A 22,232-nucleotide genomic window follows, 5' to 3' on the forward strand; every position below is an offset into this window, starting at 1 on the left:
TATTTGCCGAGGACTGACCCAATGAAACTTGGACGCGAACTGGCCGAACTGACCGCCGGCCTTGATGCTCTTTACCGCAGCCACAACACCGCTGCTGGCTTTCTGGATCGCGAGGGGCTGATCCCGGTTGCAGTCGCCGATGTGGCGCCCCGCCCCTTGCGCGATTACGCCGAAGCGCGCGCCGCGCTCGAAGCGCTGCAGGCGCGCATTCCCGCCGAGGCAGAAAGCGATCTGCGCCGCGACTACCTGCTGGAAATGGTCGACTCGCTCCTCGCCCTGGTGACCACATTTGAGGGAGCGCCCATTTCCTTTGCGGATCGGGTGCGCCGCCAGATCCGGGTCGAAACCACCAAGGTGCCACCCGCGATCATCGAGGCCTATCGGGACACTATCCGCGACAAGCTGATCGAGATTGGTCAGTGGACCGGCGACATTTCAGCCGATGTGCGTCGCTGGGAAGCCTCGGTTCGCGTCCCGGCCGACCAGGTCATCGACACCATGCGCGAGCTGACCAAGGTGGTGCGCGAGCGGGTCAGCGCCCGCATGTATGATTTCCGCCATGAATGGATCGAGCCCCAGGAGCTGCGCGATGTGCCCTTCTCGGCTTACTGCGATTTTCCCGCGCGCAAGCAGTATCTCAACCTCGACCATCCCTACACGACCTACGCGCTCAAGCACCTGGCCTGCCACGAAGCCTTTCCCGGACACCTCGTGCACCTCGCCCTGCGCCAGCAATATGTGGCCGAAGGCACCATGCCGCTCGATGGAGCGCAGGTCGTTACCAGCTCGGCCAGCAGCGCGCTGTTTGAGGGTATTGCCGACAACGGCCTCTTCTTCATCGATTGGGTGGAAACCCCCGAGGACGAACTGGCCGTCGCCCTCCAGCGCATGCGCGCCGCCCTGCGCTGCAATGCCGCCTGGATGCTGCACAACGACAACATGTCGGCCGATCTGATCGCGCCGATCATGGCCGAACAGAGCTTTGAGGAGCTTCACGCCATCAAGTCCAAATTGCGCTTCCTGCGCCATGGGCTGCGGGCACCCTTTGTTTATTCCTATTGGTGCGGCGACATGGCGGTGCACGACCTTTGGAAGACTGTTCCCAAGGAACGCCACGCCGAGTTCTGGGCCTATCTCTATGGCAACATGCATACGCCAACCACACTGGCGCGGTACTGGAAGTCCTGAAGCACCCGATCCTGACCACCGGCAAGCCTCCCATTGCCGATGGTCATCACCGCTGCATTTATTCCAACCTGCCCGAGGCCGGTCCGGTCTCGGTCACCAGGCGCTCCGCCCCTCCGTGCCCTATTCCGCCTGATCCTTGACCGCCTCCATCGACACATGCGTGCTGGTATGGGCGACATGGGGCAGGCTGCTGATGCGCTCGCCCAACACTTCGCGATAATCGGCGATATCCTTGGTGCGCACCTTGAGCAGGTAATCAAAGCTCGAAGCGATCATATGCGCCTGCTCCACTTCGGGAATGGCGCGCACTGCCTTGTTGAACGCGTTGAGCGCCGCCTTGCGCGTGTCGCTGAGCTTGACCTCGACAAAGGCGACATGGGGCAAGCCCATCCGGTCCGGATTGATCACGGCCCGATAGCCCAGGATGTACTTGGCATCCTCCAGCCGCTTGATCCGCGCCTGGCACGGCGTCTTGCTCAAATTCACCCGCCGGCTCAACTCGGCCACGCTGATCCGGCCGTTCTGCGCCAACTCGTGCAGGATGCGACGGTCGATCGGGTCCAATGCGTCGTGATCGGCAAGGTTCACAGGCGTTTCTCCTAGAAGCTGCCCCAACTATATTGCATTAGGCCGGATCGAGCCACCATATCGGGCGAAATGCCTTTAGGCGCAGCATTATCTTCTACCTGCCTTCCGGCCGAGATACTCGACCGGGAAGGGTTGCCCTGGAGCCCCCCAATTGTCTGAAATCGCTGCTGCCCGCCAAACTCTTCACGCCCGCAATCTGGCCGACGAGACTGCTCTCGTTGGGCAGCTGATTGCCGATACTGGCCTGTCTCCCGCCGAGCGCAGCGCGATCTCGGCCCAGGCCGAAAAGCTGGTGACGACCGTGCGGACCGGCAATCGCCTCGGCCTCATGGAATCCTTCCTCGCCGAATATGGTCTCGCCACGGACGAGGGCGTGGCCCTGATGTCGCTGGCCGAAGCGCTGCTGCGCGTCCCCGACGCCGAAACCGTTGATGCCCTCATCCACGACAAGGTAGGCGGCTCCGACTGGGCCAGCCATTTCGGCGGCTCCTCCAACCAGCTCGTCAACTTCTCCTCCTGGGCCCTCAGCCTCACCGCCGATGTGCTGGGCGACCCCGAAGTCGGCCCCAAGAATGCGCTCCATCGTGCTGTAGCGCGCCTGGGCGAACCGGTGATCCGTACTGCCGTCGGCCAGGCCATGCGGCTCCTCGGCTCCCAGTTCGTCTTTGGCCGCACCATCGACGAAGCCATCACCAATGCCCGCAAGCCCGAGGCTCTGGGCTACCGCTATTCCTATGACATGCTGGGCGAAGCCGCCCGCACCTCCGCCGATGCCGAGCGGTATGCGGAAGCGTATAGCCGCGCCATCGCCACTCTCGCTCCCCGCTGCACCGCCCCGTCCGTGCGCGACAATCCCGGCATTTCGGTCAAGCTTTCGGCCCTTCACCCCCGCTACGAGTTCGCGCAGCGCGAGAGGGTGATGAGCGAACTGGTTGCCACGACTCGGCAATTGGCGCTCGCCGCCCGCGCCGCCAATATGGGCTTCAACATCGATGCCGAGGAAGCCGACCGGCTTGATCTGTCGCTCGACATCATCGCCGAAGTGCTCGCCACGCCCGAACTGGCCGGCTGGGACGGCTTTGGCATCGTGGTGCAGGCCTATGGCAAGCGCGTCCTGCCCCTGATCGATTGGCTCGATGCCACCGCCCGTTCGCTCGATCGCCGCATCATGGTGCGCCTCGTCAAGGGCGCCTATTGGGACGCCGAAATCAAGCGCGCGCAGGTGCTAGGGCTCGATGGCTATCCCGTCTTCACTCGCAAGGCCGCAACCGATGTCAGCTACATCGCCGCCGCCCGCAAGCTCCTTGCGGCCGAGGCGATCTACCCGCAATTTGCCACCCACAACGCCCACACGGCCGCCGCCGTCCTCCATCTCGCCGCCCAAGCCGGCAAGCCCAAGGATAGCTTCGAGTTCCAGCGCCTTCATGGCATGGGCGAGCGCCTTCACGAAGTGCTGCGCACCGCCCACGGCACCCGCACCCGCATCTATGCCCCCGTCGGCGCGCACAAGGACCTGCTGGCCTATCTCGTCCGGCGCCTCCTCGAAAACGGCGCCAACGGCTCCTTTGTCTACCAGATCGCCGACGAGAACATCCCGGCCGCTGTGGTCGCCGAGGACCCCATCGCCAAGCTTCTCGCTTTGGGCGACGCCATCCCCAATCCGGCCATCCCCGCCCCGGCCAATATCTTTGCCCCCCGCCGCAACTCGGCCGGGCTCGATCTCACCGACCCCGTCGCCTTCCCCGCCGCCGAGGGAGCGCGCAACGCCTTTGCCACCACCCAATGGCACGCCCACGCCCTGACCGCGCTCAGCAGCGAACCCGCCCCGGGCGCGCAAGCGCAAACCCTCACCAACCCCGCCAAACCAGCCGACATTCTGGGCACCGTGGTCGACGCCCTCCCGCACGAGATCGAAGGCGCCATCGCCGCGGCCACCCACTCCGGCTGGTCCAAGGAGCCCGTCGCCCGCGGCGCCGAGCTCTTGCGCGCCGTCGCCGATCTCTACGAAGCCAACCGCGCCGAGTTCTTCGCCCTCCTCACCCGTGAAGCGGGCAAGACCTGGGCCGACGCCGTGGCGGAGGTGCGCGAAGCGGTCGACTTCCTGCGCTACTATGCCCGCGGCGCCGAACGGCAGACCCTGGGCGCCCCCCGCGGCCCCTTCACCGCCATCTCGCCCTGGAACTTCCCCCTCGCCATCTTCACCGGCCAGATCGCGGCCGCGCTGGTGGCGGGCAATCCGGTGCTGGCCAAGCCCGCGCCCCAAACCCCGCTGATCGCCTTCCGCGCGATCCAGCTGATGCACGAAGCCGGCATCCCCCGCGACGCCATCCAGCTCCTCACCGGCGCCGGTGAAGTGGGCACCGCGCTCACCTCCCACCCCGCCATTGCCGGCGTCGTTTTCACCGGCTCCATCGCCACCGCGCGCCGGATCGACCAGGCCATGGCCGCCAATCTGGCCCCCACCGCGCCCCTCATCGCCGAGACCGGTGGCCTCAACGCCATGATCGTTGACTCCACCGCCCTGCCCGAACAGGCCGTGCGCGACATCATCGCCTCCGCCTTCCAGTCCGCCGGCCAGCGCTGCTCGGCCCTGCGCGTGCTTTACGTGCAGGAAGAAGCGGCCGAGCGGACCCTCGAAATGCTCAAGGGCGCCATGGACGAGCTGACCCTGGGCGATCCCTGGCACCTCAGCACCGATATCGGCCCCGTCATCGATGAGGCCGCCCGCAGCAAGATCGAGGCGCATATCGAGAGCTTTGCGCGCGCGGGCAACCTCATCCATCGCCTGCCCACCCCAGCCGGCGGCACCTTTGTCGCTCCCGCCGTGCTGCGCGTGCCCGGCATCGAGGCTCTGGCCGAAGAGATCTTTGGCCCCGTGCTCCATGTCGCGACCTTCAGGGCCACTGAGCTCGACGCCGTCATCGCCGCCATCAACCGCTCGGGCTACGGGCTGACCTTTGGCCTGCACACCCGCATCTCCTCGCGGGTGCGTCTCGTGTCCAGCGCCGTCCAGGCCGGCAATATCTATGTCAACCGCAACCAGATCGGCGCCGTGGTCGGCTCGCAGCCCTTTGGCGGCGAGGGCCTTTCGGGCACCGGCCCCAAGGCGGGCGGCCCGCACTACCTGCCCCGCTTCACCATCGGTGCCGCCGAAGGCAAGACCATGCCCCTTCCCCTGCCCGGCCCCACCGGGGAGTCCAACGTCATGCATGTGAGCCCGCGCGGCACCGTGCTCTGCCTTGGCCCCACCCCGGCCGATCAGCAGGCCCAGGCCAATCTGGCCGCCACGCTCGGCAACACCGCTGTTCTGGCCGAACTCGACCTCGACGTGCTCCAGCACGCCCAGACCTTTGATGCGGTGGCCTATTTCGGCGCGGACGGCCAGCTCGGCGCCATCCGCCAGGCCCTGAGCCAGCGCAGCGGCCCCATCCTGCCGCTGGTCACCAGCAAGGATGACGCCCTGCGCCTCGTGGTGGAGCGTCATGTCTGCATCGACACCACAGCGGCGGGCGGCAACGCCACCCTGATGGCCCAGGCCGGCTAGCCAAGCCGGCTAACCGCCCCAACAAAAAAAAACCGCTGGCATCACCAGCGGGCTTTTTTACCCTTGCGCGACCGCCGCCGTCGCCACGAACTCGACCTTGTAGCCGGGGTCCGCCAACAGCGCCTGCACGCAGGCGCGCGTCGGCTTGTTGTCCGGATCGATCCAGCTGTCGTAAACGCTGTTCATCCCGGCAAAGTCCCTGATATCGGCGAGATACACCGCCATCGTCAGCAGCTGCGCCTTGCTGCTCCCGGCCTCCGCCAGCAACCGCTCCACTGCCGCCAACGCCTGCTGGGTTTGCCCCAAGATATCGAGGCTCGTATCCTCGGCCACCTGCCCGGCCAGGTACACGACCCCGCCATGCACCACGGCCTGGCTCATGCGCTTGCCCATTTCCATTCGCTTGATCATGCGATCTCCTCGGCGCCCAGGCGCTCCATCACCAATTCCGCCCCCGCCAGATCTTCGAGGGCATGCCCCGCCGATTTGAACAGGGTGATATCCTCCGGCGCCCGCCGCCAGCGCGGCGCTTCGCCCAGCAATTCGGCCAGCTCCGTTACGTCAGCTGCATCCAGCACACCAGCCGCTATGGGCTGGGCGATGTCGCCGGTTTCGGTTTTTGTGTGCGGCACGTCGACCACCACCCGCGCCCTGCGCACCAGGGCATCATCGCTTTCGCGCATGTCGCGGCGGAACCCGCCGACGAGGTCGATATGCGTGCCCGGCCGCACCTGCTCGCCCAGAATAATGGGCTCGCGCGCCAGCGTCGCCGCTGAAACAATCTGCGCCTGCCCTACGGCCTCGGCCAGTTCCCCGGCCGCGCTCGCGGCAATCCCGCGCGCATGGAGGCTCGCGGCCAGCGCCTCGGCCTTTTCCACATTGCGCCCCCAGATCAGCACCCGCTTGGGCCGCAACACCGCCCAATAGGCTTCTGCCAGTGCTTCGGCGACGCTCCCGGTGCCCACCACAAGGAGAGTTTCGGGCTCGGGATTGGCCAGCACCGAAGCCGCCAGCACCGAAGCGGCGGCCGTGCGCCGCGTGGTCAGCGCGTGCCCGTCGATCGTGCCCAGCGGCTCGCCGCTGGCGGCATCGAGCACCATATAGATCGCCCGCAGTGCCCCACCCGGCCGGTTCCCCAGTTCAGGCAACACAGTCACGAGCTTGACCCCGATCAGCTTTCCCGGCCGCACGGCCGGCATCACCAGCAGCGTGCCCGCAGTTTGCCCCGGCGCCGCCTCGATCGGCACGGCCTGCCGGCTCGGCGCCGTGGGTGGCGCCAAAAACGCCTCGCGCAGTTTTGCCACCAGCGATGGATAATCCAGCAACCGCTCGACCGTCGCCGCGTCGATCACCTTGAGTGCGGTTGTCCCCGCCATCAGTAGATAACCTTGTCGGTCGCAGGATCGATCAGGTGCATGCTGTCCATATCGACGGTTAGGGCAATCGTCTGCTTGGGCGCGGCCTGATACGACGGCGCCACCCGCGCACAGACATTGTCCGTGCCCACCCGCATATAGAGCAGTGTCTCGGCCCCCAGCGGCTCCACCAGATCCACGGTCCCGCTGAGCGCCGCCGTATTGGGGCGGTCATGCACATTGCTGAAAGCTTCGGGCCGCAGCCCCAGCACCACGTCGCGCCCGGCAAATGGCGCATAGGCATCCCGGCGCGACGCCGGCACGGCGAGCCGCTGCTCGCCCGGCAGCTGCACGAACAGCCCGTCGCCCTCGCCCACCAGCCGGCCATTGAGGAAGTTCATTGCCGGCGAGCCGATAAAGCCCGCCACGAACCGGCTCACCGGTCGGTTATAGAGTTCCTGGGGCGGCCCCGCCTGCTCGATGGTGCCATTATTCATCACCACCACCCGGTCGGCCATGGTCATGGCCTCGATCTGGTCATGGGTCACATAAACCGTGGTGGTCGGGATCTGCTGGTGCAGCCGCTTGATTTCGGTGCGCATCTGCACGCGCAGCTTGGCATCGAGATTGCTCAGCGGCTCGTCGAACAGAAACACTTTGGGGTTGCGCACAATGGCGCGCCCCATGGCCACGCGCTGGCGCTGCCCGCCCGAGAGCATGCGCGGCTTGCGTTTGAGCAGGGGCTCGATCTCGAGCACGCGGGCAGCCTCGGCGACCCGCGCCGCCACTTCGGCCTTGGGCATGCGTCGTTGTCGCAAGCCAAAGGCGATGTTGTCGTAAACCGTCATATGCGGATAAAGCGCATAATTCTGGAACACCATGGCGATGTCGCGCCGCCCCGGCTCGACATCGTTGATGGTCTTGTCGTCGATGCGGATCTCGCCACCCGAAATAGTTTCGAGGCCCGCGATCATGCGCAGTGTCGTGGATTTGCCGCAACCCGAAGGGCCCACCAGCGCCACGAACTCGCTATCGGCGATTTCGAGATCGATGCCCCGGACGGCCTGGAAGGTCTGGTAGGACTTGGTCAGGTTGCGGATCGAAAGATGGGCCATGTCGGCTCCTTCGTGTGAGAGCTTAGGCGCGAGCCAGCAGCATGTTGGACGCCAGCCAGAAGGGCGGCAGGCAGAGCGGGGTCGAGGACATCGGCAGGATGGCATCGTGAATGGCGACCCCGAGCTCGTCGCGCATAAAGGCGCGGCGCTGCTCGATGCGGGCATAGACCTGCGGATGGCGCGTGCGCAGCTCTTCGCGCAGCGCCGCATCGGCAAAGGTCACCGCGTCTTCGCAGTTGAGCGCCCAGCCATTGGGCATCGGCACCGGGATCACGTCGATCTGGAAGGGCATGCCCGAAGCGATACGGCTTTGCGAACCCGGCCGCACCGGCGAGTTCAGCCATTCGTCATGGCCCGTCAGGTGCCCGGGATTGAGCGCTGAACCAAGGCCGCCGCGCGCCAGCGCGCCGGTCACCGCATCATGGATTTCGCCACCCGTGACCCCGAGATCGGCCGTTTCATACCAGGTGATCAGCCCCTCGAAATAGCTCTTGGCGGTGGCGAGGAACGCCTCGTCATGGTCGGTCACGAGCCCGGCGCGCGAGGCAAGCCCACCCCAAAAGCTCACCGCCGCCGAAATGCCATTGCCCTTGCCGATGATGCGCCCGGTTGGGCTCGAGAGCCCGATCACCGGCCCCGTAGCATCGCTGGTGGTCAGCATGGGGTGGCAGTTCATCGGCTCGCCGGCATAGCCCATGCGGCTCGCCGCCAGCAATTCGCTGTCCCCGGCCTGGATACCCGTCACCATGCGCCACACCGCTGCCGAGGCGCGCGCCGCGCCCCATTCATAGGCGGCGATCTGGTCGGCATCCACCACCGAGCGCAGGCCTTCGGTTTCATGCATCAGCACCGGAGTGGCTTCCGCCGGGCTTTGGCCGGTGATCCGCTTCAGGAGGATCGGCAGGTAAGCGGGCACGAACAGGCCCGGCTCCTCGCCGTCCCATTCCGTCCCCTCGAAATACTTCCACCCGACAACCCCCACGCTGTCGCCGCTCTTGATGCCGCATTCACGCAGCACCGCCTCGACGCTCGGACGGCGCGAGCGGTCCTGGGCCAACAGGCTCATCGACTGGGCCAGCATCACCTGCTTGCCCGGCAGCGGGGAAATGGCGGTATAGCTTTCATCCTCATTGCCCACGACGAAGATGCGCTGCTCGCCGGGGCCCAGCAGCAGCAGGGCCTCCTCAAAGCGCGGATCAAAGCCCGACATGAAGATGATATTGGCGTTGTGCTCGCGGTCGGCATAGATCACGAGCCAATCATGGCCGGCACGCCGATAGGCCTCGTTGCACCGCGCCGCATAGGTCGCGCCCGGAATGGCGGGCTGCTGCAGGGGAACCTCAATGGCCGGCGCGGCAATCGAACGAAGGGCAATGCTCATCAATAAAGGTCCTTTCAGCTCGCCGCAGATTCTGCGGCAGATGGGTCGGCAGCGCTGGGCGCATGCCAGAGCGGCGCCTTGGCGCCCGAAAAATTGGTGCAGCCTTCCAGCGCCAGGGCGACCCCGCCCAGCGGCACATTGTTGGTGCTGAGGCTCGAGAATTCGATCCGGCAATCCTGCAGCGCTGCGGGCAGCGCCAGCTCCTCGACGGCGTGGATCATCGAGTTGCGGATAAAGGGCGCCAGCCGCGCCAGACTCCCCCCGAGGATCACCCGCGGCGGATCGAAGATATTGATGAGGTTGGACACCCCGATCCCGAGATAACTGCCCATTTCAGCTAGCACATGCAGCGCCAGCTCGTTGCCCGCTTCGGCGAGGTTGAGCAGCTCGGCGGTCGAGGACACCTGCACCCCGTCCTGCTGCAGCCGCTGCGCCAGCGCGAAATCCGACACATAGGCCGACAGGCACCCGGTATTGCCGCAGCGGCACAGCCGCCCATTGGGCACGATCTTGGTGTGGCCGAACTCGCCGGCATAGCCGCCATGGCCCCGAAACAGCGCGCCATCGAGAAACAGGCCCGCGCCCACGCCCGAGGAGCTGTCGAGATAGATAAAGGTCTCGTCCTCGGCTGCGCTGCCGAACAGATATTCGGCCATCGCATCGGCATTGCAGTTGTTGTCGATGTACAGCGATGCCTCGACGGCATTGTCGAGCAGGCTGCGCAATTCGAGGTCGCGCCATCCCAGGTTGGGCGAATGGGCGAGGTGCCCGTCGCGCCCCACCAGGCCCGGCACCGACACCCCCACGGCGCGCACTTCGTTCATGCTGCGACCGATGCTGGCCACCAGCTCGCCAATTCCGGCGCGCAATTCGGCGGCGAGTTCGGAGCGATGCGGCAGCGTGCGCGTCACCTGTCCCAGCGGCGCCCCATCGAGCCCCGTTACCACATAGCTGATCTCACCGGGCACGGGATGCACCCCGACCAGCAGGCCCCCATTGGCCGAGATCGAAATGCGCTCCCCAGGCCGCCCGCGCCCCTTGCCCGCGACCTTGGTGGCGCGCTCGATCAGACCGATGGCCTCGAAATCCTTGAGGATCGCCGACACCGTCGACTTGTCCGTCTCGGCCTTGTCGGCGATCTCGCGCTGCGAGGCATTGGGATTGAGCCGGATCGCATGGAAGATGCGCGAGGCATGGATCTGGCGAACAACAGATGGATGCATGAGCTAGTCCCTCTCGGGCGGGCGTGGCGAGGCAGCCAGGGAATGGGTCATCATTTCGACGAGCCACCCAGCAGGCCCCGCGTGAATGCCTTCTGGAACAGCAGGAACGCAATCATCATCGGAACGATCGAAATGATCGTCGCCGCCATCATCGGGCCGTCATCCACGTCGAGCCCGCCGATCATCGCATAAAGGCTGACCGGCGCCGGGCTGTTCTGCCCGCTGGTGAGCGTCAGCCCGAAGAACAGATCGTTCCAGGCCGAGCGGCTCTGCACGATGGCGATCGCCGCCAGCCCCGACACCGATGCGGGCAGCAGGATCTTGAAGAAATACCCCGCCGGCCCGCAGCCATCGAGCTGCGCCGCCTCGAACATCGAGCGGGGCACCGTCGCAAAATAGTTGCGCATGAAAAACGTCACGAAGGGCAGACCATAGGCGGTATGGACCAGCCACATCCCCGGAATGGTGTTGTAGAGCCCGAGCGAACGCATGATCATGAACAGCGGGATCTGCACCGCCTGGTAAGGCACGAGCATGCCCGCCAGGATCAGCAGATACACCACCCGCCCGCCCGGAATATTGACCTGCGATAGCGGATACGCCGCCAGCGAGCCCACAAACACCGACAGCACGACCGAGGGAATGGTGATGAGGAAACTGTTCCACACCGAGCGCCCGATCCGCTCCCAGCCCTCGGCATAGTTCTGCCAATAGATTTCGCTGGGCAATTGCAGCGAATAGGGGATTTCGGCCGGGCTCTTGAGGCTGGCATTGAACGCCATCAAGAGCGGCGTCAGATAGAGGATCGCCAGCACGACGAGGATGAAATAGCGCAGCCCGGTGGAAAGCGCAGGGCGACGGACGGCAAAGGCGCTCATTCGCGCACCTCCTCGACCTGGGTGGACATGTAATAAACATAGGGCATCACCACGATGGCCGCGAGCACCAGCAGCAGCACCGCGATCGCCGCGCCCTGCCCCATCTGGAAGCGCGAGAACGACGTTTCGTACATATCGACGGCCAGCACATAGCTCGATTCAAACGGCCCGCCCTGGGTCATCGACCAGACGATATCGAAGACACGCATGGAGTCGACGCCAGCAATCCCCAGCACCACTACGGTCGAGGGCAAGAGCAGCGGCAGCTTGATCTTGGTCAGGATGGTCCAGGGCGACGCCCCATCGATCCGCGCCGCCTCGATATATTCGGTGGGCAGGTTCCGCAGCCCGGCAAAGTAGATGAGGAAGGTGAACCCGCTCCAGGCCCAAAGCGAAGCCGCCATGATCGAATAGGTCACGATCTGCGGGTCGCCGAGCCAGTTCTGGTTCCATTCCGACAGCCCCAGACTATTGAGCACGGTCGAGAATAGCCCCGTCGTCGGCCGATACAGCCACCGCCAGGCCGACGCCACTGCCACGGTCGTGATGGTGAAGGGCAAAAAGAAGATGGTCCGGAAAATATAGGCGCCTTTGACGTCGCTATCGAGCAAGAGCGCGAGCCCCAGCCCCACGATCGTGGGCAGCACCAGGAAATAGATCAGCCACTGGAAATTGTTGAACAGCGCATGCATGGTACGCGGCTGGTTGAGGATCTGCTGGAAGTTCGCCAGTCCAACCCATTGCCGCTCCACCGACATTCCGTCCCAGGAATGCAGCGACAGCCAGATCGTATCGATCACCGGGTAAATGAAGGCGGCGATAAACAGCGCGATCGGGCCCAGCAAAAACAGCGCATAAACCAGGTTGCGCCTGGCTCTGAAATCAAGTCCGCCCATGACTGGCCCCTTCCTGCATTCCCAACCCGGCGCCCGCGCGCGCCGGACGATCGGCCCCCGTCGCAACGGGGGCCTTGTGTCATCACCAGGCGTAGAACAGCTTCTGGTCGGCCATCGAGAGGCGCATTTGCTCGAGCATGGCGAGCGAAGTCTCGAGCCCTTCCGGCGTCGGATTGGCCGCGTATTTCTCGATCTCGGTGCCGATCGCCATGCGGTAATCCACCGGCAACAGGATCATGAGGCTGGGCAGTGCCATGGTGGCGAACCGCTCCGCTTCGCGCTTGCCGATCACGTCATAGATGTCGGTGGACACTTCCACATTGGGCGCGAGCGAACCCTTGGGCTGGTTGAACGCGGTTTGCGCTTCCACCGACACCACCGAGCGCACGAACTGCTTGCCCTGCTCCTGCAGGTCGCCCTTGAGCACCACCACCGTATCGGTCTGGAAGATCGACTGGTCCTCGGTGCCCGGCGCGACAAAGAAGTCGTAATCCTCGCCCGGCGTCCAGCCGCGGCCCTTCATATAGCCAGAGATCCAGTTGCCGGCCTGATACATGCCGATCTCGCCGCGCATCAGCTGGTCCGAGCTGTCAGCCCAGGCCGCCGCCGTCCAGTTGGGCGCATAATGCTCGGCATAGTTCTCGCGGAAGATCTCGAAGGCTTCGCGCATTTCGGGACCGGTCCAGGACAGCTCCCCGCGGGCAAACTGCCAATAGCCCTCTTCACCCACAACGCTCAGCAGCGGGGCATAAAAGTTGTAAAAGCTCCAGGGCCAGCCCGCCGAATTGCCGAGGCACGCCACATTGTTGGCCTCGAGCGTTTCGCACACCGTGTTCCACTCTTCCCAGGTCGTGGGCGGGGTCAGGTTGAGCTTTTCAAACAGCGCCTTGTTGTAGAACACGTCATTGACGATGCTCAGCGAAATCGGCAGCGCCGTATGCACGCCACCAAAGGTGATGATGCGGCGCAGCCCTTCGGGGAAGATTTCATCGCCCCGGATATCCTGCCACACATCCTCGATGTCGAGAATGCGGCCCGAATTGGCCACCTGGGTCAGGTCAAAGCCCGAGTTGAACTGATAGGCCATCGGCGGGGTGCCACCCATCAGCGACACCTGCACCTGCTGGCGCAAGCCCTGGGTATGGCCCGGGATCACCCGCTCGGTCACCGGGGCGTCCGGGTTCTGCTTGTTGATCTCGGCGATCATGGCTTTGACGCCATCATACTCGCCGCCAACGCCCATATAGTGCCAGAACTCGGGCACCTGCTGGGCCGAAGCGGGCGCGCTGCCGGCCGCGACCGACAGCGCGAGGAGGGATACGGCAAGAAACTTGGATCTGCTGGACATGGGTTAAACCTTTTGCTGGCCGGTCGTGACATCCAAAAACTGCGCACCCCATAATTTGTTGGAGTGTAGGATTATTGATTGACCGGCTAAGCGTGGCTGTCAATCGGGCCTGCTTGCTTTTAGTGCAATTTTTCTGCTGCTACAAAACTAGCCACCGCGAGAGCACCAGAGTCGGTATCGGGTGGAAACCGGCCGAAACGCCCGCTGATCCTGGTAAAAACCAGTAAATATCGCGTCCGTCGCGCGGTTCAATCCGGCGCGCTCGAGCATGAACCCTCGCCTACCCTGTGGAAAATCCATCCTGGGAAACCTCAAAGAACGGTTTGACATCTCCCAAAAATAGGTTTGATTATCAAAAGAAATAAACCTGAGGCTGCGGAACGCTGATCCGCAGCAGCGTGGAGAGCACGGCATGGCCTATACCTCGACCCATTGGGGCGTGTACGAGGCAAAGAACACCGGCGGCACGGTGGAACTGACCCCGGCTCCCTGGGACCGCGACCCCTCCCCCCTTAGCCGCTCCCTCACCTCCGGCCGCGATGCGCCCGCCCGCATTCGCCGCCCCGCCATCCGCGCCGGCTTCCTCAAATCCGGCGCCGCTTCGCGCGAAGGCCGCGGGCGCGAAGCCTTTGTGGAAGTGCCATGGGACGAAGCCTTCGACATCACGGCCCACCACATCGCCCGCGTGCGCGAGCAATACGGCAATGAGAGTTTTTATGGCGGCTCCTATGGCTGGTCGAGCGCCGGCCGCTTCCACCACGCCCAAAGCCAGTTCAACCGCTTTTTCCGCCTCACCGGCGGCTATGTCGACAGCGTCGACAGCTATTCCCTCGCGGCCGCCCGCGTGATCCTGCCCCATGTGGTCGCGCCTTGGGGCGAGCTGTCCCAGGGCCATACCGATTGGAACAATCTGGCCGAGCATACCGACCTCTTCATCGCCTTCGGTGGCTTGCCCGCCAAGAACACCCAGGTCAATCCGGGTGGCGCGAGCGACCATGTGGTGCGCGAAGCGCTGCGCCGCATGGCGGCCGGCAAAACCCGGTTCGTCAATGTCAGCCCGAGCCGCTCCGACCTGACCGATGCCGAGGGCTGCGAATGGCTGCCGATCCGGCCTGGCTCCGACACTGCCCTGATGCTCGCGCTCGCCTATGTGCTGATCGCCGAAGACCTGCACGACCAGCCTTTCATCGAAAGCCACAGCGTCGGCTTCGAGCAGCTGCGCGATTACCTCTTTGGCGCCGCCGACAACCAGCACAAGACCCCCGCCTGGGCCGCCCCGCTCTGCGACATCCCGGCCGACACCATCACCGCGCTCGCCCGCCGCATGGCCAAGGGGCGCACCATGATCAATGTTGCCTGGTCGCTCCAGCGCGCTGAAAACGGCGAGCTGCCCTATTGGATGGCGGTCAACCTTGCCGTGCTGCTGGGCCAGATCGGTCTGCCCGGCGGCGGCTTTGGCGTTGGCTATGCCTGCATGCAAAGCGTCGGCTCAGGCCGCTTCCCCTTCTCCGGTCCCCGCCTGCCCCAGGGCACCAACCCGGTCACCACCTTCATCCCGGTGGCCCGCGTCTCCGACATGCTGCTCAATCCCGGTGGGTCCTTCACCTATGATGGCGGCAGCTTTACCTATCCCGATATCCAGCTGGTTTACTGGTGCGGTGGCAACATCTTCCACCACCACCAGGACCTCAACAAGCTGATCGAGGCCTGGCGCCGCCCCGAAGTGACCATCATCAATGAGAGCTTCTGGACACCGCACGCCAAGTTCTCCGATATCGTCTTGCCCGCCACGACGACGCTTGAGCGCAACGATATCGGCAGCGCCTCGCTCGACCGCTTCATGGTCGCCATGAAGCGCGTTGCCGATCCCGTCGGCGAAGCCAGGGACGACTACGATATCTTCAGCGGCATTGCCGAGCGCCTCGGCTTTGCCGAGCAACTGCGCGAAGGCCGCACCGCCGAGCAATGGCTCGAAGTGCTCTACGAGGAATGCCGCCCCCGCGCCGAGGTCTTCGGCATTACCCTGCCGCCCTTCGATCAGTTCTGGGAAGAGGGGCTCTTTGATCTGCCCGCCCCCGAGCAGGATACGATCATGCTCGAAAGCTTCCGCAGGGATCCCGAGGATTTCCCCCTCAACACGCCCTCGGGCCTGATCGAGATGACCTCGACCAAGATCGCGGGCTTCCACCTGCCCGATTTTCCGGGCACCCCGGAATGGCGCGAACCGCGCGAATGGCTTGGCGCCTCGCGCGCCCAGACCTATCCCCTCCATCTCCTCTCCAACCAGCCCAGCACGCGCCTACATAGCCAGTACGATCATGGCGTCGTCAGCCGCGAATCCAAGATCAATGCCCGCGAACCCCTCACCATGAACCTCGCCGATGCCAGTGCGCGCGGCCTTGCCCATGGCGATGTGGTGCGCGTCTTCAATGATCGCGGCGCGTTCCTTGCCGGTCTCGTCGTCAGCGACGCCATTCGCCCGGGCGTCGTCCAGATCGCCACCGGCGCCTGGTATGATCCGCTGATGCCCGGCGAGATCGGCACCCTCGACAAGCATGGCAACCCCAATGCCGTCACCCAGGATGTCGGCGCCTCGAGCTTGAGCCAGGGCTGCGCCGCCCAAAGCGCGCTGGTGCAGGTAGAGCGCTTCGCGGGCGAACTGCCGCCCATTACCGCTTTCCAGCCCCCGCAATTCGTCGCCAAGGAGCCTTAGCCCCATGCGCTTTTCCGCCTGCCTCGAAATGCTGTTTGTTCCCGAAACCGCCGATTTCACCGCCCGCATCGCCCTCGCCCGGTCAGCCGGCTTTGATTTGGTGGAATTCTGGCGCTGGACCAACAAGGATCTCGATGCGGTGGAAGCGGCGCTGCGCAAGCATGGCGTTGCCCTTTCGGGCATCGTCGCCGAACCCATGATCCCGCTGACCGATCCCACCCGCCATGCCGAGTTTCTCCTCGGGCTCGAGGACAGCATCGCCACCGCCCAGCGCCTGGGCGCACCGCTTCTCATTGCCCAGGCCGGCAACGAGATCGATGGCCTCACCCGGGCCGAACAGCACGACGCCATCGTCACCGTCCTGCGCCGCGCCGCTCCCCTGCTGGAGCGCGCCAACATCATTCTGGCGCTCGAGCCGCTCAACACCTTGGTGGATCACGCCGGCTATTTCCTCCATTCCACCGCCGAAGGGCTCGATATCGTCGATGCCGTCGGCAGCCGCCATGTGCGCCTCCTCTATGACATCTACCATTCGGCCGTGATGGGCGAGAACATCGCCAGTGTGCTCGACGGCCGGCTCGATCGCATCGCTCATATCCACCTCGCCGACGCCCCCGGCCGCAACGAGCCCGGCAGCGGCGAGATGGATTGGCAGGGCAAGCTCGATTGGCTGGAGCGCGCCGGCTACGATGGCGCCGTCGGCCTCGAGTTCCGCCCTACCGGTCCGACGGTCGACGCGCTCGAACTCGTGCTTTCCCGCTAACCCTCCCTCATCTCGGGCCCTTCTTTACCCATGGACTACACCACCCTCCCCCTCGACGCCGGAGCCATCCTTGCAGGCGTGCGCCCATGGGTCGAATGCGAAAGCCCCTCCTGGGACGCCGCCGCCGTCAATCGCATGATGGATCTGGCCGCCACGCACATGCAGAGCATGGGCGCGACCCTCGAGCGCTTCCCCGGCGACAAGGGCTTTGGCGATTGCCTTTATGCTGATTTCAATCCCGAGGACCCGCGCCCGGGCATCCTCCTCCTCGGCCATCTCGATACCGTCCATCCTATCGGCACCCTCGCCGGCCCGCTCAGCTGGCGCCAGGACGGCAACAAGGCCTATGGCCCCGGCCTTTACGACATGAAGAGCGGCAACTATCTCGCCCTCGAAGTGCTGCGCCTGCTGCGCGAAGGCGGCGCCAATTTCCACCTGCCCGTCCGCATGCTCCTCGTGTCGGACGAAGAATCGGGCAGCCCTTTCAGCCGCCCGCTGATCGAGCACATCGCCCGCGACCAGCGCTTTGTGCTCGTTGTTGAAGGCGGCGACACCAGCGGCAATCTCGCCGTCGGCCGCTATCCCGTCGCGCGCTTCCGCATCCGCACCTATGGCAAATCCAGCCACGCCCTGATCGAGCCCGGCATCGGCGTTTCTGCCCTCTCTGGCCTCGCCCGCATCGTGCCGCGCGTCGAAGCCCTGGCCCAGCCCGGCCGCTCGCTCACCGTCAACTATATCCAGGCCGGCCAGCACGTCGCCATCATCCCCACCGAAGGCACGATCGGCCTCGTCTCCACCGCCAAGACCCTCGACCTCCTAGAAGACGTCTACCACCAGCTCGTGCGCATCGTCGAAGAAGAGATGGGCGAGCGTGGCGAAGTCATCCGCTTCTCCAACCGCCCGCTCTGGACCCCGACCGCCGCCGACCACGCGCTTTGGCAGCAAGCCCGCACCCTCGCCGACCCGCTCGACCTTCCATTCGGTCACGACATGATGTTCGGCGGCTCGGACGGCAACATCACCGGCGCGTTGGGTGTCCCGACCCTCGATTGCCTCGGACCATTGGGAGCCGATGCGCACCAATTGACCGAGCACATCCTGCTCGATTCCGTTGTCCCGCGCGGCCGCCTGCTCGCCGGCTTGCTGCTCACCCTCCAATAGCAGTCTAGGGCCGTTCAGAACCCGTTCATCTTCATGGCAATAACGTGACTAGGAGCCCCTTTCGCCGACTCTCGACACTGGCAAGTTTCGCGCTAATATAGTTTCTGACCATGTTGCGACGACACGATCGAGCGTCATGCGACACCGTGTTGTCCAAAACTAGCCGCGAGTAACCATGGCCCACGCCTTCCAGCAAGACGTTGATGCTGTTCAAAGAATTGGCGCCGTCCCCACCATCCTCGACGTCGTTTGCCGCGCCACCGGCATGGGCTTTGCCGCCGTCGCCCGCGTTACGGAAGACCGCTGGGTTGCTTGCCAGGTCCTTGACAATATTGGCTTCGGCCTTCCCGCGGGTGGTGAACTCAAGGTAGAAACGACGCTCTGCCACGAAATCCGCCAGCACCGGCAAGTCATAGCGATCGACAATGTTGCGGAAGATCCAGTTTATTCTTCCCACCACACACCACAGATCTATGGCCTCCAGAGCTATATCTCTGTGCCCATTACCATGCCCGATGGCCGGTTCTTCGGAACACTTTGCGCCATCCATCCTGAACCGGCTGAGGTCAACAACCCCCAGGTGATCGGCACGCTCACCCTTTTTGCCGAGCTTCTCGCCTATCACCTTGAAGCCGAAGACAAACTCGCCGCCGCCGAAACCCGCGCCACCGATCAGCAAGCCAACTCCGACCTGCGCGAACAATTCATCGCCGTGCTCGGCCACGACCTGCGCAACCCCCTCGCCGCCATCGACGGCGGCGCCAATATCCTGCTGCGCGAGGGCGCCTGGACCGAGAAAACCCCCGTCATCTTGCGCCTGATGAAGAACAGCGTCACGCGCATGAGTGGCCTCATCGACAACGTGCTGGATCTGGCACGCAGCCGTTTGGGCGGCGGCATCGCCCTCAACCTTGACGCCGAAAGGCCGCTAAAACCCACGCTGGAACAAGTAGTTGACGAAATCCGCGCCGCCAATCCGGCGCGCGTGATTGACGCGGAGATCGACATTCCCCGCGCTATCAAGGTCGACCATCACCGCATCGCTCAGATGTTTTCCAACCTGCTCGGCAACGCCATTACCCACGGCGCCGACGACCAGCCGATCCACGTCCAGGTCAAACTGGAAGACGAAGCCACCCTCGCGCTATCGGTCATCAACGCCAGCGAACCCATCCCTCCCGAGATGATGGAGCACCTGTTCAAGGCCTTCCATCGCGGCCAGGTGCGCAGCAATGCCGAAGGCCTCGGCCTCGGTCTCTACATCGCCGCCCAGATCGCCGAAGCCCATGGTGGCAAGATCGACGTCCACTCCGACGCCGAAGCCACCCGCTTCACCTTCCGCATGCCCTTGGGCTAACTAGCTGCAGCTGCTCAACTAATTGAATAGCCGCCATCGACGACAAGGGTTGATCCGGTGACAAACTCGGCCGCCGGCGAGCACAGATAGAGCACCGCATTGGCCACGTCCTCGGGCCGACCCCACCGCCCCATCGGCGTGCGCGCCAGGATCGGGTCCGAACGCGCAGGATCGTCGCGCAGCGCCTGTGTCAGTGGCGTTGCGATCCAGCCCGGCGCCACCGCATTGACGCGGATGCCGTCCTTGGCAAAGGCAATAGCCAGCGACTTGGTCAGCTGATTGACGCCGCCCTTGCTCGCCGCATAGCCCGGCACCAGCCCCCCGCCGAAAAACGACAGCATGGAAGCGAGATTGACGATGCTCCCCTGCCCCGTCGCGGCTAGCAGCTGCCGGGCCGCCGAACACATCCGCATCGTGCCATTGAGATTAACATCGAGCACCTGCTCGAACACCTCTGGATCCAGCTCCTCGCCCCGCCGGATCATCCCCGCGCAATTCACCAGGATATTGAGCGCCGGCAGCTTGCCTACGAGCTCTCCGATGGCCGCGGCATCGCGCACATCGAGGAGGCCCAGTTCCGTCCCGGCAAAATCCGCATCCCCGGACAGCGCATCGATCTCGCGCTGCGCCACGCCCGTCGCAGTCACGTGGGCACCCGAAAGCGCAAACGCCCGCGCCACCGCCGCCCCGATCCCCGAGGTCCCCCCGGTCACCAGTACCCGCTTGCCCGCATACCAGCCGCGAGCCCAGTCGTAGCTCACCGCCTCAGCGGACGAACTGGTCGACATAGTCCGCCCCCAACCCGATCTTGTCGTAATGGGCGCGGCACATGTCGATCTTGGTGAACACGTCCTCGTAGCCGACATGCTGGTTGTTCTCGTCGAGATAAACCATCGAGCCGGTGATGTTGAAGAAGGTGATCATCTCCTCCACATTCTCGGGCACCAGCAGCGTGTGAATTTCGCCGGGCGGCTCGAACACATAAGAACCCGTCTCGGCCACCCAGTCATGCTCGCGATAATGCCAGCGCCCCTTGATCACATAGCCATGCACCGGGTTGGGATGCAGGTGCCGCGACAGCACGCCCGAGCGGCGCACCCGCAACAGATTGCACCACTGTCCCACCAGCGTATTGAGCATCAGCGGCCGAAACCACACGCCTTGCGCCTGCGGCACCCAGACCCGCTCATCATCGGGCACCGCCTTGACCGCAATCTCGGGCGGCGCTAGGGGATGGGCTGAACCGTTCATGACGCTGTACATTGCTAGGCTTTCCTCCACGCAGGCGCGTTTGGCGCCCGCAAAAACTTGGGTGTTGTCTAGACCCGATCCCGGGGCCTTAAGCGGATTGGGTGACTCCACCATCCGCCATGGCCGCTTCCAGAATGGCGCGATAGTCCTCGGCCGACGCCTCCCGTGGATTGGTGGGATGGCTGTGATCGGCGAGTGCCCGCTCGATGACCCAATCAAACTGGTCACGGCTCAGCCCCATCTGCGCGAGCCCCGTCGGCAGACCAAATGAGCGATTTAGCGCCTCGAGCGTATCGGCAAGATCTTCATCTGGGCCGAGCCCCATTGCCGCTTTGAGCCGCTCGAGCTTGTCGGCCACAGCAGGCGCGTTGAACCGGACCACGAGCGGCATCAGGATGGCATTCAGTGTGCCATGATGAAGTTTGAGATCCTTCAATCCGCCTAGAGCGTGGCTCAGTGAATGCACTGCTCCCAAGCCCTTCTGGAACGAGAGCCCGCCATGCAGCGCCCCAAGCATCACCTCGGTGCGCGACCCGATATCTGCCCCATTGGCAAAGGCCAGCGGCAGATTGCGCCAGACCCGCCCCGCCCCGTCGAGCGCGATGGCCTCGGCCGTTGGATTGAAGCGCGGAGAAAAGAACGTTTCGATGCAGTGGGACAATGCATCGAGCCCCGTCGCCGCCGTCAGGTAAGGCGGCAGCCCCAGCGTCAGCTCGGGGTCGCAAATAGCGCGGCGCGGGATCAGATGCGGGCTGATGATCCCGAGCTTGCGGCCATCCTCCAGCGTCAGCAGCGCCGCTCGGCCTACTTCCGCGCCGGTTCCGGCCGTCGTGGGAATAGCAATTGTCGGCGCCACCGCGGGGGTGATCCGCTCCAGCCCGCCATAAATCGCCGCATATTGCTCCAGACTACCCGGATGGGTCGCGAGCAGCGCCACGCCCTTGGCCAGATCGATGGGCGACCCCCCGCCCAGCGCCACCACGCCATTGCAATTGCCGGCGCGGTACGCCACCAGCGCCGCATCGACTGCGCCTTCGGTGGGGTTGGGCGGCGTCTCAAGAAACACTGCGCCCCCCTCTGGCAGCAAGCTCTCCACCCGCGCCAGCAGCCCGGACGCGGCAATACCGCGATCCGACACGAGCAGCGGCCGGGTGATCTTGAGTTCGGCCAAAGCGGCTGGCAGCGAAGCCAGCTCCCCCGCCCCGAAATCAATCGTAGTCAGATAAGCAATACGTGCCATGCTAGTGTCCTACTCTGCCGGCAAGGTTTTTCCCACGCATGCTCTTAACGGTGTCGCGCCAGCTCTGCCAAACCTTCATCCAAGTCCTCCCATGGCGACGTTGCGCCCTCTCGAACCGCTTGGCGGCCGGCCCTCGCTAATGGTCGATCTCGAAGGCCTTTCGTCAACTACGCAGCGCCTGCTTCAACAGCGCTTGGCGGCGGCGCGGCCTGCCGCTATCACTGGCACCAC

At 64.6% G+C, this 22,232-nt stretch carries 18 protein-coding genes; 6 read left to right on the top strand and 12 right to left on the bottom strand.

The window, feature by feature from the left end; translation table 11 throughout:
• Nucleotides 1-21 precede the first annotated feature (21 nt).
• Nucleotides 22-1,188 (top strand): hypothetical protein, encoded by a 1,167-nt coding sequence (locus HRU92_RS09940; protein ID WP_172124006.1) that lies wholly within the window; start codon nucleotides 22-24, stop codon nucleotides 1,186-1,188.
• Nucleotides 1,189-1,308: 120 nt separating this feature from the next.
• On the opposite strand, the gene HRU92_RS09945 is transcribed toward HRU92_RS09940, so the two are convergent.
• Nucleotides 1,309-1,776, bottom strand: coding sequence for an Lrp/AsnC ligand binding domain-containing protein (locus tag HRU92_RS09945; protein WP_248305107.1), 468 nt, complete (start codon nucleotides 1,774-1,776; stop codon nucleotides 1,309-1,311).
• Between the two features lie 151 nt (nucleotides 1,777-1,927).
• On the opposite strand from HRU92_RS09945, the gene putA reads away from it, so the two are divergent.
• On the top strand, nucleotides 1,928-5,320 hold the full coding sequence (gene putA, locus HRU92_RS09950; RefSeq protein WP_172124007.1) for a bifunctional proline dehydrogenase/L-glutamate gamma-semialdehyde dehydrogenase PutA: 3,393 nt from the start codon (nucleotides 1,928-1,930) through the stop codon (nucleotides 5,318-5,320).
• Between the two features lie 57 nt (nucleotides 5,321-5,377).
• Here putA and HRU92_RS09955 read toward each other — a convergent pair whose 3' ends face one another.
• The 8 genes from HRU92_RS09955 to HRU92_RS09990 all read right to left on the bottom strand — a co-directional run bounded on the left by HRU92_RS09955 (nucleotide 5,378) and on the right by HRU92_RS09990 (nucleotide 13,516).
• The gene (locus HRU92_RS09955; RefSeq protein ID WP_172124009.1) at nucleotides 5,378-5,731 is read right to left on the bottom strand and encodes a RidA family protein; all 354 of its coding nucleotides are present in this window, start codon (nucleotides 5,729-5,731) and stop codon (nucleotides 5,378-5,380) included.
• A complete protein-coding gene (locus tag HRU92_RS09960; RefSeq protein WP_172124011.1) occupies nucleotides 5,728-6,696 on the bottom strand; it encodes an ornithine cyclodeaminase family protein in 969 nt (322 codons plus the stop codon). Before HRU92_RS09960 ends, HRU92_RS09955 begins: the two co-directional genes overlap by 4 nt.
• The gene (gene ugpC / locus HRU92_RS09965; protein ID WP_172124013.1) at nucleotides 6,696-7,790 is read right to left on the bottom strand and encodes a sn-glycerol-3-phosphate ABC transporter ATP-binding protein UgpC; all 1,095 of its coding nucleotides are present in this window, start codon (nucleotides 7,788-7,790) and stop codon (nucleotides 6,696-6,698) included. The genes HRU92_RS09960 and ugpC overlap by 1 nt, the downstream gene beginning before the upstream one ends.
• 22 nt (nucleotides 7,791-7,812) lie before the next feature.
• Nucleotides 7,813-9,171: a M24 family metallopeptidase gene (locus HRU92_RS09970; RefSeq protein ID WP_172124015.1), complete on the bottom strand. Its 1,359-nt coding sequence runs from the start codon at nucleotides 9,169-9,171 to the stop codon at nucleotides 7,813-7,815.
• Between the two features lie 14 nt (nucleotides 9,172-9,185).
• Nucleotides 9,186-10,394, bottom strand: coding sequence for an ROK family transcriptional regulator (locus tag HRU92_RS09975; RefSeq protein WP_127753859.1), 1,209 nt, complete (start codon nucleotides 10,392-10,394; stop codon nucleotides 9,186-9,188).
• A 50-nt stretch (nucleotides 10,395-10,444) separates the two neighbouring features.
• Complete coding sequence (locus HRU92_RS09980) at nucleotides 10,445-11,272, bottom strand: carbohydrate ABC transporter permease (protein WP_127753860.1); 828 nt, start codon at nucleotides 11,270-11,272, stop codon at nucleotides 10,445-10,447.
• Nucleotides 11,269-12,168 carry a sugar ABC transporter permease gene (locus HRU92_RS09985; protein ID WP_172124017.1) on the bottom strand — a complete coding sequence of 300 codons (900 nt, stop codon included), beginning with the start codon at nucleotides 12,166-12,168 and terminating at the stop codon, nucleotides 11,269-11,271. Before HRU92_RS09985 ends, HRU92_RS09980 begins: the two co-directional genes overlap by 4 nt.
• 82 nt (nucleotides 12,169-12,250) lie before the next feature.
• Complete coding sequence (locus HRU92_RS09990) at nucleotides 12,251-13,516, bottom strand: ABC transporter substrate-binding protein (RefSeq protein WP_172124019.1); 1,266 nt, start codon at nucleotides 13,514-13,516, stop codon at nucleotides 12,251-12,253.
• 412 nt (nucleotides 13,517-13,928) lie between these two features.
• Between HRU92_RS09990 and HRU92_RS09995 the strand changes: the two genes are divergently transcribed.
• From HRU92_RS09995 to HRU92_RS10010, 4 genes are all read left to right on the top strand, one after another.
• Nucleotides 13,929-16,229, top strand: a complete 2,301-nt coding sequence (locus HRU92_RS09995) for a molybdopterin-dependent oxidoreductase (RefSeq protein WP_173088103.1) — start codon at nucleotides 13,929-13,931, stop codon at nucleotides 16,227-16,229.
• A 4-nt stretch (nucleotides 16,230-16,233) separates the two neighbouring features.
• The gene (locus HRU92_RS10000; RefSeq protein WP_172124023.1) at nucleotides 16,234-16,992 is read left to right on the top strand and encodes a TIM barrel protein; all 759 of its coding nucleotides are present in this window, start codon (nucleotides 16,234-16,236) and stop codon (nucleotides 16,990-16,992) included.
• A 30-nt stretch (nucleotides 16,993-17,022) separates the two neighbouring features.
• Entirely contained in the window at nucleotides 17,023-18,153 is a 1,131-nt protein-coding gene (locus HRU92_RS10005; protein WP_173088105.1) for a M20/M25/M40 family metallo-hydrolase, read from the top strand.
• Between the two features lie 175 nt (nucleotides 18,154-18,328).
• The gene (locus HRU92_RS10010; protein ID WP_172124027.1) at nucleotides 18,329-19,510 is read left to right on the top strand and encodes a GAF domain-containing sensor histidine kinase; all 1,182 of its coding nucleotides are present in this window, start codon (nucleotides 18,329-18,331) and stop codon (nucleotides 19,508-19,510) included.
• 14 nt (nucleotides 19,511-19,524) lie between these two features.
• On the opposite strand, the gene HRU92_RS10015 is transcribed toward HRU92_RS10010, so the two are convergent.
• From HRU92_RS10015 to HRU92_RS10025, 3 genes are all read right to left on the bottom strand, one after another.
• Entirely contained in the window at nucleotides 19,525-20,298 is a 774-nt protein-coding gene (locus HRU92_RS10015; protein WP_172124029.1) for an SDR family oxidoreductase, read from the bottom strand.
• Nucleotides 20,276-20,773: a 2,4'-dihydroxyacetophenone dioxygenase family protein gene (locus HRU92_RS10020; RefSeq protein ID WP_248307062.1), complete on the bottom strand. Its 498-nt coding sequence runs from the start codon at nucleotides 20,771-20,773 to the stop codon at nucleotides 20,276-20,278. The genes HRU92_RS10015 and HRU92_RS10020 overlap by 23 nt, the downstream gene beginning before the upstream one ends.
• 76 nt (nucleotides 20,774-20,849) lie before the next feature.
• Nucleotides 20,850-22,001 (bottom strand): iron-containing alcohol dehydrogenase, encoded by a 1,152-nt coding sequence (locus HRU92_RS10025; protein ID WP_172124031.1) that lies wholly within the window; start codon nucleotides 21,999-22,001, stop codon nucleotides 20,850-20,852.
• Nucleotides 22,002-22,232: the final 231 nt, after the last annotated feature.

Source organism: Devosia sp. 1635, assembly GCF_013185955.1.
Lineage (GTDB): Bacteria > Pseudomonadota > Alphaproteobacteria > Rhizobiales > Devosiaceae > Devosia.